Source organism: Pseudomonas sp. SWRI50, assembly GCF_014269095.1.
Classification (GTDB): domain Bacteria; phylum Pseudomonadota; class Gammaproteobacteria; order Pseudomonadales; family Pseudomonadaceae; genus Aquipseudomonas; species Aquipseudomonas kermanshahensis.
Map to the genome: position 1 here is coordinate 148,263 of NZ_JABWRW010000012.1, position 16,164 is coordinate 164,426.

Sequence of the window (16,164 nt, forward strand, 5' to 3'; positions counted from 1 at the left end):
GCTCAAGATTGTTGTATCAACACATTGACCGGAAATTCCGACAGTACGGCGCTCAACAGCAGCTCCTTTGTAGGGCTGACCGCAGCACTGGAGAAAAGTCCCGTCGAGTTGGCAGGCGACAAGGCAAACGGCAGTATCAGCCGGGTATCGTCCCAGTTATGGGCCGGGATCAACGGTGTAGGGGCGCCGCCGAGCAGGCTGCTGGCCACGCGTGGCGCAATGACAATGGCGCGTTCGTCGTCACCCAGGCGGGCAAAGGCCAGCACCTTGTCGGCATGCCGACCCTGCACGTTCAGCGGCAGGTAGGCGCCACGCCGGAACAGCTCGGCATGCGCCTGGCGGCAGTCCAGCACCCGCGCGATCAAGGCCTGCTTGATGCGGCCGTCGCGCCAGTGCGCCAGCAACTCGGCGGGGGTAGTGGCGTCGTCCAGGGTGCGGCGCCTGAGCGCGTAATCGACGGGGCGGCGGTTGTCCGGGTCGACCAGGCTGAAGTCCCAGTATTCGTTACCCTGGTACAGGTCGGGCACGCCGGGCATGGTCATGCGCAACAGCGTCTGGACCAACCCATTGAGTGCGCCAGGGCAGGCGATGAGCTGGGCGGCATCGGCCACGGACTTGCGCAGCTGCTGGTTCTCGTCATCCAGCAGCAGGCCGTCGATGTAGCTGGCGCAGGCGGCCTCGTAGGCCTCGTTCGGGGCATTCCAGCTGCTGCGCAACTTGGCTTCACGCAGGGCCTTCTGTTGCCATTGCCGCAGGCGCTCGGCGTACTGGCGCAGGGCGCCGTCATCGTGCGGGTCCAGGTTTAGCGGCCAACTGCCCAGCAACGTCTGCAGCAGCATCAGCTCATCGCCAGGGCTGGGGGCCAGGCCGTCATCCAGTTGCGCCCGCAGCGGCGCCGCCAACTCGCGCCAATGCTCCACCCGGCTGGCCAGCCACGGGCCGCGTTCGCTGAGCACGGCCAGGCGGGCGCGGGTGTCTTCGCCGCGCTTGTGGTCATGGGTGGCGGTGGCCAGCAGGCTGTCGGGGAAGTCGCGCAGGCGCCGCTGGGCTTCGTTATGGAACACTTCGCTGCCTGCGCTGAAACGCTCGGCCTCGAAGCCCACATCGTTGCGCGACAGCAACCGGGCGCTGCGGTAGAACGCCGTGTCTTCCACGGCCTTGGCGGCGCTGGGCGCGGTCAGTTGCTGGAAGCGCACACAGGCATGGCGCAAGTGCTTGCGTGGCCGGCCCGGTGGCAGGCGGCGCCAGGGCTGGCCACCGAGCCATTGTTCGAGCTGGTCGAGCAGCGGCCAGTCCGCTTCGCTGAGGTCTTGGCGGGCATTGGCCAGGGCTTGCTGGAAGAAGGCTTCATCTTCTGCAGGGCGGCCGCAGGCGTTGAAGTAGGTGCGGTACACCGGGTAGTGCGCGACCAGCGCCTGCAACGCCCGGCGGATTGCGCCTAGGGTCAGGTCGCGGGTCATCAGGTCGTCGCGGGCCACCTGCAGCAAGGCCTGGGCCACCGATTCGCAGTCACCGGCCAGGCTGGCATTGAGCACCAGGTGGCGAGCCAAGCGTACTTCCTCGGGGAAGTCTGGGCGCTCGCTGACGTTGGCCCACAATTCGGTTAACGGCGCCTCGCCGGCCGGGTCGTGTTGCAACAGCGAGACCTGGTTCATGAACTCGTAGCCGGTGGTGCCGTCGGTAAGCCAGTCTTGGTGCAGGTGCTCGTCGGCGCCGAGGATTTTTTCCACGTAGAGAGGGAAGTGTTCCAGCGCCGCGTTCAGTGGCCGCCGCGCCAACAGGCTGTCGACCCGGCGGCGCAGCTTGCGGCAATAGCCGCGGGGGTCGGCCAGGCCGTCGATATGGTCGATGCGCAGGCCATCCACCAGGCCGCGCTCGATCAGCTCGAACAGCTTGGCGTGGGTGGCCTCGAACACCGCTGCACGCTCGACCCGCAGGCCGCCCAGCTCGTTGATGTCGAAGAAGCGCCGCCAGTTGATGTCGTCGGCGGCGGTGCGCCAGCTGGCCAGGCGATAGGTCTGGCGTTCAAGCAGCAGGTGCAGGCGTTTGAGGCCGGCCTCGCTGCGGCTATCGAACGCGATGAGGGCCGATTCGAGGTCGGCGCCGTCGTTTACCAGGCGCGCCAGCTCAGCCTGCAAGGGCAGGGCATCGTTCAGCGGTTTGGCACTGTCGCTCAGCGCGGTGAAGTGCGCGGCCAACGCCTGCAAGGCGGGCTCAGGGCTTTGCGCGAGGATCCAGCCATAGTCGATTGGGCAGATCGGGAAGCGATGGTCGTAATGGGCAACTTCCAGCACGCCGTGCTGCTTGTCGAAGGTCAGCGGGATCTCGCCTTGCTTCAAGGCTGCGCCGTAGTCGCTGCCGAGGAAGGGCAGCAATAACTGGCCGGCCAGCAGCGGGTCGCTGGAGTGCCACTGAATGTCGAAAAACTCCGCATATGGGCTGCGCCGGCCCCAGGCCAGCAGGCTTTGCCACCAGGGGTTGTCGGCACCGCCCACGGCCATGTGGTTGGACACGGTGTCGAGGATCAGCCCCATGCCGTGCTGGCGCAGGGCAGCGACCAGGCGCTGCAGCGCCGCCTCGCCGCCGAGCTCCGGGTTGACCTGGGTCGGGTCGACCACGTCGTAGCCGTGGCGTGAGCCGGCGCGGGCTTTGAGGATCGGCGAGGCATACAGGTGGCTGATGCCTAACTGGGCGAAATACGGCACCAGCGGCACCGCGTGGTCGAGGGTGAAGTCGCTGTGAAATTGCAGGCGTAAGGTCGCGGTCAGGGGTTTCATCGGTCACGCTCCCAGGCTTGTTCGCGGGCCTGGGCCAGCAGTTCCAGGCGCCGTGCGGCGTCTTCGTCGTCGAGCAGTTCGCGCACCGGCATAGCAAAGCGCCGGCGCCAGTTGGGGTGGCCTGCGGTGGTGCCAGGCAGGTTGGGTTGCTCGTCGCAGCCCAGCAGGTCTTCGAGGGGCACCAGCACCAGCGGGGCGCGGGTGTGGCCGACGTAGCGGATGGCGGCGTCGATCACCGCGTCGTTATCGGGTAGCGGGCCGTAGTTGGCCTCCAGGGTGCGGCGCAGGCCGTTGTGTTCTTTTTGGCGGTCGTGGCGCCAGTGCAGTTCGTTGGCGGCATCGATCAAGTGCAGGCGATGGAACCAGTCGATGTCGCGGTTTTCCAGCCAGCCGGCCAGCGGCGCCAGGTCATGGGTGCCGGTGGTGGCCAGGGCGCTGTCGGGCCAGTCGAGAATGGGCTTGAAGTGGCCAGGTTGAGTCTGTTCGAAAGGCAGCACGCGCATGCCCAGCACGGCCTTGTCGGCCAGCTGTTCGCGCAGGCCTTCGGGCACGGTGCCGAGGTCTTCGCCGAGGATGACCGCCTGGTGCCGAACCGATTCCAGCGCCAGCAGGCGCAGCAGGTCGTCGAGCGGGTAATTCAGGTAAGCGCCTTCGCTGGGTTTGGCGCCACGCGGGATCAACCACAGCCGGCGCAGGCCCATGACGTGGTCGATGCGCAGGCCGCCGGCGTGGGCGAGGTTGGCCCGCAGCATCTCGATGAACGCGCGGTAGCCGTTGCGTTTGAGGCCTTCGGGCGAGAAGGCGCAAATGCCCCAGTCCTGCCCCGAACGGTTGAGAATGTCGGGCGGCGCGCCGACTTTTAGGTTGGCCAGCAACTCGTCCTGGCGGCTCCAGGCCTGGCTGCCGGCGCCGTCGGCACCCACCGCCAGGTCGGCGATCAGGCCAATGGTCATGCCATTGCCTCGTGCGGCCTCCTGGGCGCGTTGCAGGCTACGTTGGGTCAGCCACTGGCAAAAGGCGTGGAACTCGACCTTGGCCGGGTAGGCGTTGGCGAAGGCCTCGACTTCGGGGTGGTAGGGGTCGTGCCAGGCGCGGGGCCAATTGCGCCAGTCAGCGCCCAGGCCATGCTCCACCGCTTGCGCTTGCAACACTTCGAAGCGGCAATGGTGTTCCAGGGCTTGGCCAGCGGCCGCGCGGTAGCTGTCGAAGTCCTTGCGCAGCGGGTGGTCGCCCTGGCTGAAGTCCTGGTACAGGGCTTCGAGCAGGCGCAGGCGAGCAGCAGCGGCGCGCGGCCAGTCGACCAGCGGCTGCTGCTCGAGGTCTTCGAGCACCTGTTCCAAGCCGCAGGCTTCGATCGCCATGCGCACGGCGCGCTCGCCGAACAGCGCGGCTGGGCTGGCATAGAGGGTATTGAGTAACAGGCGGCTGGAGGGCGAGTAGGGGCTGTAGTGCTCCTGGTCGATGGCCGACAGCGCGTGAATCGGGCTGATCGCCAAGGCATCGGCGCCGCGCTCGGCGGCGGTGCGCGCCAGTTGTTCCAGTGCCAGGCAGTCGCCATAGCCACCATCGCCAGTGCGCCGCAGGCTGTACAGCTGCACGGCCAGGCCCCAACAGCGTGGGGGCGGTTGCGCCACGCTGTCGGCCAGGCTGTAGCAGCGTGAAGGCGCCACGGCCACGGTGCAGGTGCGGCCGTCGATTTCCAGTGCGTGGTAGCCGAGGGGCAGCTCGGCAGCCAGGCGCCCCTGGTTGTCCAGGGTAAGGGTGCGCTGGCTGTTGTCTTCCAAGGTGCAACGCACGGTGCTGTTGGCGCTGAAGTAGCGGCCCAGCGCCAGGGGTTGGCCAAGCTCGACGGTCAACAAGGGCGGCAGGTGTTCGCTGTCTTCGGCGGCCTCCACGGCGCGCAGGCTGGCTTGGATGGCGTTTTCGTCGGCGGCGGGGTGGCCGAGGCCTTCGAGGACATTGCGCAGTACGTCATCGCTGACTCGCTGCGGCCGGGCATTGGCATCGATCCAGTCGCGGCTAAGCCCGACGCGGGCCGCCAAACGGTGCAGGGCGGTTTCGCTCATGGGCGCTCCTGGCCAGGGGGAAGCAGGCTGACCACGCAGCTATACGCGGTCAGGGACGTATCGGGGTGGCGGGTGTCACTGCTGTCGAACAGCCGGCTTTCGGCGGGCGGCAGCGCGACGGCTTGGGGGCTTGCGGACAGGTTGAGGTCAATGCGCAAGGTGTTGCCGTCGCCCAACTGCCAACGTGCGGTCAGCGCTTTGTCGCCGTGCACGTCAACGCCCAGCGCGCGGCTGCCCGGCAAGTACGGGATGACGTGGCGGCGGCGCAAGTCGAGCAACTGATGATAGAGGCCATGCCAACCGGCAATGACGTCCTTGTTTTGCGGCCGTGACGAGGCAAAGGTCTGTGCGGCATTGGGGTCGGGGATGCGTTCACGCTGCTCGGGGTCGGCGAACGCGGCGAAGTGGGCAAACTCGCCCCGCCGGCCTTCGCGCACCGCATCGGCCAATTCGTCATGGAAGTCGGTAAAGAACAGGAACGGGCTGCAACTGCCATCCTCCTCGCCCATGAACAACAACGGGATCATCGGCGCCAGCAGCAACAGGCCGGTGGCTGCCCGCAAAGCCTGCGGCGGGCAGAGGCGGGTCAGGCGCTCACCCAGTGCGCGATTGCCGATTTGGTCGTGGTTTTGCAAGAACAGCACGAATGAACTGGGCTCGAGATGCCCGCTTGGCTCGCCCCGTGGCGTGCCATGGCGGTTGGCCTGGCCCTGGAACACGAAGCCTTCCGACAGGCAGCGGGCCAACTGGTCGATGGGGCGGTGTTTATAGTCGGCGTAGTAGCCTTCGGTTTCGCCGGTCAGCAGCACGTGCAGGGCGTTGTGGCCATCGTCGTTCCACTGGGCATCGAAACCCTGCTCTAGCAAAAAGGCTTGGTTGTGCTCGTTCTCCAGCACCAGCCAGATATGCCGGCCGGGCGCCACGGCAGCACGCACCCGTTGCGCCAGCTCGACCAGAAAGTCCGGCTGGTCGATGGCATGCACCGCATCCAGGCGCAGGCCGTCGCAGCGGTAGTCGCACAGCCACATCAAGGCGTTCTGGATGAAAAACTCGCGCACTTCTGCGCGGCGGAAGTCGATCGCCGCGCCCCAGGGCGTTTGCCGGTCTTCGCGAAAGAACGGGCTGGCGTACTGGTGCAGGTAATTACCATCCGGGCCAAAGTGGTTGTAGACCACGTCCACCAACACCATCAACCCTTCGCCGTGCGCCTGGTCGACCAGCGCGCACAGTTGCTGCGGGGTGCCGTAGGTGTTTTGCGGCGCGAACGGCAGCACGCCGTCGTAACCCCAGTTGCGTTCGCCCGGGAACTGCCCCAGCGGCATCAGCTCGATGGCGCTGATGCCGATTTCGGCCAGGCGCGGCAACTGCCGGGCAACCCCGGTGTAACCGTCCAGCACGCCGACGTGCAATTCCTGGATGACGGCCTCATGCCACGGTCGGCCCTGCCAGGGGTGTTGCCAGGCATAGCTGGCAACATCCACCACTTCGCTGGGCCCTTGCACCCCTTCGGGCTGGTAGCGCGACGCGGGGTCGGCGACCAGCAATGTGCCGTCGACCCGGTAACGATACCGATCACCGGCCTGACACGGGGCAACGCCCGTGTACCAGCCATCATTGTCGGGCAGCAGTGCTACAGCAGGCTGCTGCTCCAGTTCCACGCTCACGCTGCGCGCATCCGGCGCCCAGAGGGCGAAGCGCGCCGACGTGGCGTCCAGCAAGTGTGCGCCATGCCTGTGCATCTTCGGTTCTCCGCTCAGTAATGGCTGACCTGTGCCTGCTTGACCAAGTCCTCGTAAAGGCGGGCGTAGGGTTCCACCGCCTGGCACCAGTTGAACGGCTGGGTCATCGACAGGCAGCGCATGGCGTTGAGCAGGTCTTTCTTGCCGTAGACATAGAAGGCGCGGCTGAGCGCCTCACGGTAGCTCTCGATGGTCGATTCGTTGAACAGGAAACCGGTGACACCGCACTCGATGGTATCGGCCAGGCCGCCGGTATTACGCGCCACCGGCAGCGAACCGAAGCGCTGCGCGTACATCTGGCTGAGGCCGCACGGCTCATAGCGCGAGGGCATCAGCAGGAAATCACTGCCGGCGAACATGCGCCGGGCGTCGGTTTCGTTGAAGCCGATGCGCACGCCGATGCGGCCGGGGTGACGCAGCGCCAGTTCGCGCATGGCCTGTTCTTCTTCCGGCTCGCCACGGCCGATGATCGCGATCTGCCCGCCTTGCTCGACGATGTAGTCGGCCACGCCCAGGGTCAGGTCTAGGCCTTTCTGGTAGACCAGGCGCGAGACCACGGCAAACAACGGCCCTTCGGAAGGTTCCAGCTCGAACAGCTGGCGCACCGCTTCGGCGTTACGCGCCTTGCCGGCCCAGTCGTTGATGCTGAAGTTGTGTTGCAGGTGTTTGTCGGTGGCCGAATCCCAGCTTTCGTCGATGCCGTTGGGAATGCCGCCCAGCAGGCCTTGCTGGGCCTTGGCCGAGAGGAAACCATCCAGGCCGCAGCCAAACTCCGGCGTGGTGATTTCCCGGGCATAGGTGGCGCTGACCGTGGTGATGTGGCTGGAGTAGGCCAGGCCCGCCTTGAGGAACGACAGTTTGCCGTAGAACTCCATGCCTTCTTGCTGCATGGCATGCTCGGGGATCGCCAGTTCCGGGCTGCAGCCACGGCTATAGACGCCCTGGTAGGCCAGGTTGTGAATGGTGAACAACGTCGGCGTGTTCAGCCCGCGCCAATGCATGTAGGCGGGCGCCAGGCCGGCGGGCCAGTCGTGGGCATGCACCACTTCGGGCTTCCAGTGGATCATGCCTTCGCCTGCGGCAATTTCGGCGGCGGCCAAGCCCAGGCGTGCGAAGCGGATGTGGTTATCGGGCCAGTCGCGACCATTGTTGGCACCATAGGGAGTGCCATCACGCTGGTACAACTCAGGGCAGATCAACACATAGATGACCAGGCCGTCAGCCAAGTCCATACGCCCGATCTTGCACGGCGGCAGCGCCGCATGGCCGCCCAGTTCGCCGACAATGTGAATCGGGTTGTCGCTTTCCATCACCTGGCGGTAGCCGGGGATCAATACCCGTACATCATGCAGATGCGCCAAGGCGCGAGGCAGGGCGGCGGAGACATCGCCCAGGCCGCCGGTCTTGACCAGGTCGGCGATCTCCGAGGTGACGAACAGAATCTTGCGTTTGTTCGGGTTGTGCTGGCGCTGGGCGCCGGGTGCCTTGCCTGTCGTGGCGAAATCCGGGGTAAGCGGCTCGCGGTTGTCCGGGTTGAATGAATCTACGTGAGGCTCGACAGCGGCACTGATCATACTTCTCTCCGTCCCTATGCTTGGCCGGGTGCTGGCACCCGTGGTGTTATCTCGTGTTGGTTCTCTCTAATACAAAACTGTGTAGTGCTATCCATGCCCCTGAGTCGTGCGCACAGGCTCAACGCGATCAGCATTCCGGCCGACGGCGATTGGACTGATTGGGGTTGGCGGGCCCTGGTGGGGAAGCCCCCTTTGCACGTGCCCTACTTAATTGCTGACCCACCGCCGTTTGTGAAAGTTCGACTTTTCTACGTCACTCTTCCTCTGAGCAAATGGCGGGCCGAAAGCTGAGTGTAGGAGAGAAGAAGTAAAAAAGGTGACCCACTGGTCACTTTCGTTATGGCTGATTTAGACGCAAACGTTGGCGAATGTGACTGGATGTGAACAGGGGTGATCGAGGGTGGGGCAGGCGGGAAGGGCGGCGCGTCGTCATGGGGCGCGTGCGTGTTTTCTCGCCCTCTTATGGGGCGGGTAAAACACGCAATTTGCAGGTGTCTTGCTAAGGCGACCTCAGCTTTGTGGCAACAGTGAGGAATGGTGGTGGCTGATCAGCCAGGCCTGCCCGTCCCAGCGGTAGGTGAAGGTGTAGCGCGCGGGTACCTGCTTGCCGTTGGCGGCAAAGTCGAAGGTGTACAGCCCTGCCAGGGTCATCTTGTTGCAACCAGGGGTCAGGTGAAGCGTGTCCAGCGTGCCACTTGGCCGATCAGCAAGAAAGTGCTCAAAGTAGTCGATTCGCTCGTCGGGGGTCAGCCGAGGCACCTTCGACACCGTGGGCAGCAATACCGCATCGTCGCTGTACAGTTTGGCGACGGCCGCCGCATCGCCAGTCTGCAGGCTGGCATTCCATTGCTCGAACAAGGCGCGGGACTCGGCCTCAGTCAGCGTCTGGCATTGTTGTGGCGGGTTTGTTTGTGGCGTGCTCGCCTGCGCCGGCAGGCAGGCGATGAGCAGGGCGGCAGGGAGCAAATAGGCAACGGGGGACATACGCGTATCCATCGGCGGATGCAGGCTCCGGAGCGGGCCTGCGGCGGATGCTACGGTAAGGAGGGCGTGCCCCCGTCAACGAGTAGAAAGTTCGTCAGCGGCTGACGGATTTTTCGCCAATATTGGCTTGTTCCAGCATTTGGCTGAGTTGCGCGACACGTTGTTGCAGCTGATCGCGTTCTTGCTTCAGGCGGGCCAGTTCATCACGGCGCACTGAGACGTAGAGTGTCTGGATGGGAGTCGCTGGCATCAAAGTACCCATTGCACACCTCGCAATTGGTGGAGACATTTTCAAGCGTAGTCGCTTCATGCGGGGCGCATTCTGAATTCTTTCACCGCCCGTGGGAACTTTTTTGTTTATCGTGGTCTTGCCGTTCGTCGCTGAACCCTTCGGCGGTACGCTGGACTAATCTGAAACGCTGAACTGTAGTCGTCATCTATTTCGCAAGGGGAGCATCGGCTCATGCAATTGGGAATCGTCGGGCTGGGCCGCATGGGCGGCAATATTGCAAGGCGCCTGATGCGCGCCGGCCACCGCACCGTGGTGCACGACCGCAACCGTGACGCCATCGTGGGGCTGGAGGGCGAGGGAGCCCAAGGTGCGCACGACCTCGGTGCACTGGTACAGAAACTCAAGGCACCGCGCGCGGTGTGGGTGATGCTGCCGGCCGGGGAGCCTACCGAGCAGACCATCGCCCAACTGGCCGAGCTGCTGGAACCGGGCGATGCGATCATCGACGGTGGCAACACCTTCTATAAAGACGACATGCGCCGTGCGGGCGAATTGGCCAAACGTGGCCTGCATTACCTGGACGTCGGTACCTCAGGGGGTGTGTGGGGGCTGGACCGTGGCTACTGCATGATGATCGGTGGCGAAAAGGACGTGTTCGAACGCCTCGAGCCGCTGTTCAAGGCGTTGGCACCCGGCGTTGGCGACATCCCGCGCACCCATGGCCGCGAAGGCGAGCACCAGCGCGCCGAGCATGGCTACATTCATGCAGGCCCGCCCGGTGCCGGTCACTACGTGAAAATGGTCCACAACGGCATCGAATACGGCCTGATGCAGGCCTACGCCGAAGGCTTCGATTTGCTGCGCAGCAAAGGCGGCAACGAGCTGCCGGAAGACCAGCGTTTCGACCTCAACGTGGCCGAAATCGCTGAAGTCTGGCGTCGTGGCAGTGTGGTGACCTCGTGGCTGCTCGACCTCACTGCCGACGCATTGGTAGCCGACCCGCAGTTGGCGCAGTTCAGTGGTTCGGTGTCGGACAGTGGCGAAGGCCGCTGGACCATCGACGCCGCCGTTGAGCAAGCCGTGCCAGTGCCAGTGCTGTCTAGCGCGCTGTTTGCACGCTTCCGCTCGCGCCAGCAGCAAGGCACTTACGGTGACAAGATCCTCTCGGCCATGCGCCTGGGCTTCGGTGGCCATGTCGAGAAGAAAGGCGAATGACTAAACAGACGATCCCTGCTGCACCGCCTTGTACCTTGTTTCTGTTTGGCGCCAATGGCGATCTGGTCAAGCGCCTGCTGATGCCGGCGCTGTACAACCTTAGCCGCGACGGGTTGCTGGACCGCAACCTGCGCATTGTCGGCGTCGACCACAATGCGGCCACTGCCGAAGCGTTCGCCGACCGCCTGCACGCGTTCATGCTGGAGCGGGACAAGGACAGTGAGGGGGGCGCCAAGTGCCTGGACGAAAAACTCTGGGGCCGCTTGGCCAAACAGCTCGACTACCAGACCGGCGACTTTCTGGACCCGGCCACTTACCAGGCCATCGCCAAGCGCATCGACGCGACCCGGCATGGCAACGCGATTTTCTACCTGGCGACATCGCCACGCTTCTTCCCCGAAGTGGCCCAACGCCTGGGCCAGGCCGGCTTGCTCGACGAGTCCGGCGGGGGCTTTCGTCGGGTCGTGGTGGAGAAGCCTTTCGGGACCGACCTTGCCAGCGCCGAGGCACTCAACGCCTGTTTGCTGAAGGTGATGGGCGAGCGGCAGATCTACCGCATCGACCATTACCTGGGTAAAGAGACGGTGCAGAACATCCTGGTCAGCCGCTTCTCCAACGGCCTGTTCGAGTCGTTCTGGAACAACCACTACATCGATCATGTGCAAATCACCGCCGCCGAGACCGTTGGCGTCGAGACCCGGGGTGCGTTCTATGACAACACCGGGGCCCTGCGCGACATGGTCCCCAACCACTTGTTCCAGTTGCTGGCGATGGTCGCCATGGAGCCACCGGCCGCCTTTGGCGCCGATGCGGTGCGTGGTGAAAAGGCCAAGGTGATCGGTGCCATTCGCCCGTGGTCGACGAAGATGGCGCTGAAGAACTCCGTGCGCGGTCAGTACAGCGCTGGCAAGCAGGGGCGCAAGCGCTTGGCCGGTTACCGCCAGGAGGCCAACGTAGCGCAAAACAGCCAGACCGAAACCTACGTAGCGCTGAAGGTGATGATCGACAACTGGCGCTGGGCCGGCGTGCCGTTCTACCTGCGTACCGGCAAGCGCATGAGCGTGCGCGACACCGAGATTGCTATCTGCTTCAAGCCTGCGCCGTATGCGCAGTTTCGCGAGTCGGAGCTGGAACGGCCCAAACCCAACTACCTGAAAATCCAGATCCAGCCCAATGAGGGCATGTGGTTCGACTTGCAGGCCAAGCGCCCAGGGCCGGAGCTGGTGATGGAGAACGTCGAGCTGGGCTTTGCCTACAAGGACTTCTTCAAGATGACCCCAGCAACGGGCTACGAGACGCTGATCTACGACTGCCTGACCGGCGATCAGACGTTGTTCCAGCGCGCCGACAACATCGAAAACGGCTGGCGCGCGGTACAGCCGTTTCTCGATGCCTGGGCCAAGGAAGGGGAGGTGCATGAATACCCGGCGGGTGAGGATGGGCCCGAGGCTGGCAATGAACTGCTGACCCGGGACAAGCGGGAATGGCACCGCCTGGGGTGACCTGATCAAGCGGTGTTGCCTGTGCCGGCCTCTTCGCGGGCAAGCCCGCTCCCACAGTCTTGAGCACTGTGCAGAACCTGTAGGAGCGGGCTTGCCCGCGAAGAGGCCAATACAGGCAACAGACCCGGCTCAATTGAAAGGAGATCCAATGCCCGCAGCTATCGAAGACTACGCCCTGCTCGGCAATTGCCGCAGCGCCGCCTTGGTCAGCCGGGATGGCTCGCTCGACTGGTTGTGCCTACCGCGCTTCGACGCCCCGGCGGTATTCGCAGCGCTGCTAGGCAACGATGAAAACGGCCGTTGGCGCCTGGCCCCCTGCGACCCGGTCGAACACACCAGCCGGCAATACCTGGACGACACCCTGGTGCTGGAAACCACCTGGGTCACCGCCTCAGGCCGGGCCCGCGTGCTGGACTTGATGCCTTTGGGCGAGGTCAACTCGGTCATCCGCATCGTCGAGGGGCTTGCTGGCGAAACCAACTTCGAACTGGACCTGGTGATGCGTTTCGACTACGGCCGCAGCGTGCCGTGGGTGGAACGGCTCGACCCCTTGACCCTCAGCGCCGTCGCCGGCCCAGACCGGTTGATCCTCAGCAGCACCGTGCCCCCGCATGCCCGCGACCACCACACCGTTGCACGTTTTCGCGTGCGTGCCGGTGAACGCCAGGTCTTCAGCCTGCGCCACCAGCCCTCGCACCTGCCTGTTCAGCCCGATTGCGATGTCGACACCGCGCTGGGGCAAACCATCGACCAATGGCAGGCCTTTGCCGCCCGCTGCCCGGAGGTCGGCCCTTATACCGCCCGGGTGCGTCGTTCGCTGCTCACGCTCAAGGCGATGACCTACGCGCCCACCGGCGGGATCGTTGCCGCGGTTACCACGTCGCTGCCCGAACGTATCGGCGGTGAACGCAACTGGGACTACCGCTTCTGCTGGCTGCGCGACGCCACCATGACCTTGTTGGCGTTCATGAACCTTGGCTACTTCGACGAAGCCCAGGCCTGGCGTGAATGGCTGCTGCGTTCGGTCGCCGGCAACCCCGAGCAGATGCAGATCATGTATGGCCTGGCCGGCGAGCGCGACTTGCAGGAATACACCTTGCCGTGGTTGGCCGGTTACGAGCACTCGCAGCCGGTGCGGGTGGGCAACGCGGCGTCGGGGCAGCGGCAGCTGGATATCTACGGCGAACTGGCCGATGCCATGAGCCAAGCAATCAAAGGCGGTTTGCCCCGCCACCCACGGAGCGCCGCGATTGCCCGGTTGATCCTGCCGTATGTCGAGCGCATCTGGCGTGAGCCCGATGAAGGTATCTGGGAAGTGCGCGGCGGCCGGCAGCATTTCGTGCACTCCAAGGTGATGGCCTGGGTGGCATTCGACCGCGCCGCAGGGTTGGCCGACACCACCGAAGAAGACCGCGCGCGCGGGCGGCATTACCGCCAGGTGGCGGATGAGATCCATCGGGACGTGTGTGAGAACGGGTTGGACCCCAGCGGCACATTTTTCGTGCAGGCCTATGGCGCCAACGAGTTGGACGCCAGCCTGCTGCACATCGCCTTGACCGGTTTTTTGCCAGCGGATGACCCTCGTTTTCTGCGCACCCTGCAGGAAATCGAGCAGCGTTTGCTGAAAAATGGCTTGCTGTTGCGCTATGACACCGACAGCTGCAGCGATGGCCTGACCCCGGGCGAGGGCACCTTCCTGGTGTGTTCGTTCTGGCTCGCCGACGTCTATGTCCTGCTGGGCCGGCAAGCGCAGGCGCAAGCCTTGTACGAACGGCTGAGCGGCCTGTGCAACGACCTCGGCTTGCTGGCGGAACAGTACGACCCGGCCGGCAAGCGAATGCTGGGTAACTTCCCGCAGGCGTTCAGCCATATCGGCATCATCAACACGGCACTGAACCTGCACCGTGCGCAGTGCCCGGCGCGGGACCGGGCGCGGTGTGGATAGTGTGCTACCCGCATGTGTTCTGGTCTCAATCAGCGTGTGACGCATGACGTCACATGTGATACTTTGCCATGTGTGATGTATAGGGTCACGCTATGCGTGTCTCCCAAATGGACGCGGCGAGCTACCCATGATCATCAGTCAGTCAGTGTTTCGGGTAACTGGCGGCTGATTTTTCGTTTTGTGGGTTCGGATGTCGAACTGGTTGATTACCTTGATTATCACTGAACAGGAGGGCTGATCATGCCTTTGCACAATCCGCCACACCCCGGCGAAACCTTGCGTGAGGACGTTCTGCCGGCGTTGGGCCTGACGGTGAAAGCCTTTGCGTCGCACCTGGGGTTCTCGCGTGAAGCGCTTTCTCGGGTGTTGCATGGCCGTGCCGCAATGTCTCCAGACCTCGCATTACGCCTGGAAATGGCCGGTATCAGTACGGCCAGGCTCTGGCTTGCCATCCAGGCCGATTACGACATTTGGCAAGCGCGTCACCGTCAGCAGCCCGTGGTCACGCGATTGTTCCAGGCTGCCTGATTCGATTGGGCGAAACGACCGGAGTAGACTGGGGCAATTACCTCTCTCAGCAAGGACTATGCATGAGCGTTCGTGGCCACGATCGGCAGATCGACAACATCGAATTCAACGTCGGCGATATCGCACGGAGCAAGGCGTTTTATGGCAGCGTGTTCGGCTGGCGTTTCACCGATTACGGGCCGAGTTACACGGAGTTCAGCGATGGTCGCCTGACCGGGGGCTTTACCACGGGTGAGCCGGTGCGCCCGGGTGGCCCGCTGGTCATCCTGTATGCGGACGATCTGGAGGCAACGCAGCAGCGGATTAAGGCGGCGGGGGCGGTGATCAGCCGGGCGACGTTTGCGTTCCCGGGTGGCCGGCGGTTCCATTTCGTGGACCCGGACGGCTATGAGCTGGCGGTGTGGACGGCCCAACCTTAATGGCCAACCACAAGATCGAGATCCGTCGGCGCAATATCGAGAAGATTCTTCAGGCAGCAGAAAAGGTATTCGCCGAAAAAGGCTACGGCGCTACCTCTATGGGCGACATCGCCGAACAGGCCGAGTTGCCGCGCTCCAACCTGCATTACTACTTCAGCACCAAGGACGAACTGTTCCGCGCGGTGCTGCAGGACCTGCTAGACGTGTGGAAACAGGACGCGCTGTGCTTCGAAAATTTCGATGACCCGCGGGTGGTGCTCACCAGTTACATCCGGGCCAAGATGGGCCACTCGCGCTCGCGCTCGCTGGGCTCCAAGATCTGGGCTGAAGAAATGCTGCACGGGGCGCCTGTGCTGGGCGTGAGCCTGGATGAAAGCCTCGTGCCATGGGCAAAGCTGAAGGAGGCCAAGATCCGCCGTTGGGTGGAAGAGGGCCGCATCTTGCCGGTGGAGCCGTCTGCACTGCTGTACATGATCTGGGCATCGACCCAGCATTATGCGGACTTCGGTTATCAGGTGGCGTTGCTCAATGGCGGCGAGGCATTGTCGGACAGGGCGTTTGAAAACGCGGTGCAGACGGTGACCAGCGTCATCCTGCGCGGCATTGGTTTGGAACCTTGAATATGACCTTGAGTGAACGGGCTGTACGCAGCATCCACGATGTACATGATCTGATCCATGCGGTATTCACCCGGCCCGCTGCGCAGACCGAGGCGCTTCGCAGCGAGTTGATGGCGGTGTTTGCCGACAACTTCAGTATGGTTACCACGACGGGCGCGATTGTTGATCACCAGCAGGTGGGGCAGTTGTTCGAGCGGGGGGCCGGCGTTCGACCAGGGCTGGAAATCGAGGTCAGTGACGTGCAGGTAGTGTGGCAGGCGGGTGCGAGTGTGGCGGTGCGCTACAAGGAGACCCACCGCTTGCCGGGGCAGGAGACTGCGCGGTATTCGTTGGCGATTGTGGAGTGTGACGAGCAGCGGGTGGTGTGGGTGTACTTGCATGAGACAGCGGTGGTTTGACCAGAGTTGGGGCCGCTTCGCAGCCCTTCGCGGGGCAAGCCCGCTCCCACAGGCTGGACTGCCCCCAAGAAGTTGGACACCAATCCAACCCTTGGGGGATCTATGGGCAAGTACACCGAGCAGTTCAAGCTCAAGGCGATTGCAGCCTACCTTGATGGCAGCCAC

The 16,164-nt window shown here is 64.0% G+C and carries 13 protein-coding genes and 1 pseudogene; 8 read left to right on the plus strand and 6 right to left on the minus strand.

All coding sequences use genetic code 11. The features are described from left to right. Nucleotides 1-2 precede the first annotated feature (2 nt). From HU750_RS14950 to HU750_RS14975, 6 genes are all read right to left on the minus strand, one after another. Nucleotides 3-2,777, minus strand: coding sequence for a malto-oligosyltrehalose synthase (locus tag HU750_RS14950; protein ID WP_186680869.1), 2,775 nt, complete (start codon nucleotides 2,775-2,777; stop codon nucleotides 3-5). Continuing rightward, a complete protein-coding gene (gene malQ, locus HU750_RS14955; RefSeq protein WP_186680872.1) occupies nucleotides 2,774-4,843 on the minus strand; it encodes a 4-alpha-glucanotransferase in 2,070 nt (689 codons plus the stop codon). The genes HU750_RS14950 and malQ overlap by 4 nt, the downstream gene beginning before the upstream one ends. Next, nucleotides 4,840-6,582: a malto-oligosyltrehalose trehalohydrolase gene (gene treZ, locus HU750_RS14960; RefSeq protein ID WP_186680874.1), complete on the minus strand. Its 1,743-nt coding sequence runs from the start codon at nucleotides 6,580-6,582 to the stop codon at nucleotides 4,840-4,842. The genes malQ and treZ overlap by 4 nt, the downstream gene beginning before the upstream one ends. A 14-nt stretch (nucleotides 6,583-6,596) precedes the next feature. Further along, nucleotides 6,597-8,156 carry a glycogen synthase GlgA gene (glgA, locus tag HU750_RS14965; protein WP_099454759.1) on the minus strand — a complete coding sequence of 520 codons (1,560 nt, stop codon included), beginning with the start codon at nucleotides 8,154-8,156 and terminating at the stop codon, nucleotides 6,597-6,599. A gap of 510 nt (nucleotides 8,157-8,666) precedes the next feature. Then, nucleotides 8,667-9,140 (minus strand): SgcJ/EcaC family oxidoreductase, encoded by a 474-nt coding sequence (locus HU750_RS14970; protein ID WP_186680876.1) that lies wholly within the window; start codon nucleotides 9,138-9,140, stop codon nucleotides 8,667-8,669. A gap of 94 nt (nucleotides 9,141-9,234) precedes the next feature. Beyond that, nucleotides 9,235-9,402 carry a DUF6026 family protein gene (locus tag HU750_RS14975; RefSeq protein WP_177323874.1) on the minus strand — a complete coding sequence of 56 codons (168 nt, stop codon included), beginning with the start codon at nucleotides 9,400-9,402 and terminating at the stop codon, nucleotides 9,235-9,237. Nucleotides 9,403-9,603: 201 nt separating this feature from the next. Between HU750_RS14975 and gnd the strand changes: the two genes are divergently transcribed. The 8 genes and pseudogenes from gnd to HU750_RS15015 all read left to right on the plus strand — a co-directional run bounded on the left by gnd (nucleotide 9,604) and on the right by HU750_RS15015 (nucleotide 15,999). Beyond that, the gene (gnd, locus tag HU750_RS14980; RefSeq protein ID WP_186680879.1) at nucleotides 9,604-10,587 is read left to right on the plus strand and encodes a phosphogluconate dehydrogenase (NAD(+)-dependent, decarboxylating); all 984 of its coding nucleotides are present in this window, start codon (nucleotides 9,604-9,606) and stop codon (nucleotides 10,585-10,587) included. Continuing rightward, nucleotides 10,584-12,089: a glucose-6-phosphate dehydrogenase gene (gene zwf, locus HU750_RS14985; RefSeq protein ID WP_186680881.1), complete on the plus strand. Its 1,506-nt coding sequence runs from the start codon at nucleotides 10,584-10,586 to the stop codon at nucleotides 12,087-12,089. The genes gnd and zwf overlap by 4 nt, the downstream gene beginning before the upstream one ends. A 148-nt stretch (nucleotides 12,090-12,237) precedes the next feature. Beyond that, nucleotides 12,238-14,034: a glycoside hydrolase family 15 protein gene (locus tag HU750_RS14990; RefSeq protein WP_186680883.1), complete on the plus strand. Its 1,797-nt coding sequence runs from the start codon at nucleotides 12,238-12,240 to the stop codon at nucleotides 14,032-14,034. Nucleotides 14,035-14,172: 138 nt separating this feature from the next. Next, nucleotides 14,173-14,259: pseudogene (locus HU750_RS14995) on the plus strand (type II toxin-antitoxin system RelE/ParE family toxin); the annotation flags it as partial. A 15-nt stretch (nucleotides 14,260-14,274) separates the two neighbouring features. Beyond that, complete coding sequence (locus HU750_RS15000; protein WP_099428796.1) at nucleotides 14,275-14,562, plus strand: HigA family addiction module antitoxin; 288 nt, start codon at nucleotides 14,275-14,277, stop codon at nucleotides 14,560-14,562. Between the two features lie 62 nt (nucleotides 14,563-14,624). Then, nucleotides 14,625-14,981: a VOC family protein gene (locus tag HU750_RS15005; protein ID WP_186680885.1), complete on the plus strand. Its 357-nt coding sequence runs from the start codon at nucleotides 14,625-14,627 to the stop codon at nucleotides 14,979-14,981. Then, nucleotides 14,981-15,601 carry a TetR/AcrR family transcriptional regulator gene (locus tag HU750_RS15010; RefSeq protein ID WP_027592763.1) on the plus strand — a complete coding sequence of 207 codons (621 nt, stop codon included), beginning with the start codon at nucleotides 14,981-14,983 and terminating at the stop codon, nucleotides 15,599-15,601. Before HU750_RS15005 ends, HU750_RS15010 begins: the two co-directional genes overlap by 1 nt. A 2-nt stretch (nucleotides 15,602-15,603) precedes the next feature. Continuing rightward, nucleotides 15,604-15,999, plus strand: coding sequence for a DUF4440 domain-containing protein (locus tag HU750_RS15015; protein WP_099454753.1), 396 nt, complete (start codon nucleotides 15,604-15,606; stop codon nucleotides 15,997-15,999). The last annotated feature ends 165 nt before the right edge of the window (nucleotides 16,000-16,164 follow it).

What these genes read in the sequence shown, in the direction of transcription:
- HU750_RS14950 (WP_186680869.1), bottom strand. Translation starts at nt 2,777, where the DNA reads ATGAAACCCCTGACCGCGACCTTACGCCTGCAATTTCACAGCGACTTC.
- malQ (WP_186680872.1), bottom strand. Translation starts at nt 4,843, where the DNA reads ATGAGCGAAACCGCCCTGCACCGTTTGGCGGCCCGCGTCGGGCTTAGC.
- treZ (WP_186680874.1), bottom strand. Translation starts at nt 6,582, where the DNA reads ATGCACAGGCATGGCGCACACTTGCTGGACGCCACGTCGGCGCGCTTC.
- glgA (WP_099454759.1), bottom strand. Translation starts at nt 8,156, where the DNA reads ATGATCAGTGCCGCTGTCGAGCCTCACGTAGATTCATTCAACCCGGAC.
- HU750_RS14970 (WP_186680876.1), bottom strand. Translation starts at nt 9,140, where the DNA reads ATGTCCCCCGTTGCCTATTTGCTCCCTGCCGCCCTGCTCATCGCCTGC.
- HU750_RS14975 (WP_177323874.1), bottom strand. Translation starts at nt 9,402, where the DNA reads ATGGGTACTTTGATGCCAGCGACTCCCATCCAGACACTCTACGTCTCA.
- gnd (WP_186680879.1), top strand. Translation starts at nt 9,604, where the DNA reads ATGCAATTGGGAATCGTCGGGCTGGGCCGCATGGGCGGCAATATTGCA.
- zwf (WP_186680881.1), top strand. Translation starts at nt 10,584, where the DNA reads ATGACTAAACAGACGATCCCTGCTGCACCGCCTTGTACCTTGTTTCTG.
- HU750_RS14990 (WP_186680883.1), top strand. Translation starts at nt 12,238, where the DNA reads ATGCCCGCAGCTATCGAAGACTACGCCCTGCTCGGCAATTGCCGCAGC.
- HU750_RS15000 (WP_099428796.1), top strand. Translation starts at nt 14,275, where the DNA reads ATGCCTTTGCACAATCCGCCACACCCCGGCGAAACCTTGCGTGAGGAC.
- HU750_RS15005 (WP_186680885.1), top strand. Translation starts at nt 14,625, where the DNA reads ATGAGCGTTCGTGGCCACGATCGGCAGATCGACAACATCGAATTCAAC.
- HU750_RS15010 (WP_027592763.1), top strand. Translation starts at nt 14,981, where the DNA reads ATGGCCAACCACAAGATCGAGATCCGTCGGCGCAATATCGAGAAGATT.
- HU750_RS15015 (WP_099454753.1), top strand. Translation starts at nt 15,604, where the DNA reads ATGACCTTGAGTGAACGGGCTGTACGCAGCATCCACGATGTACATGAT.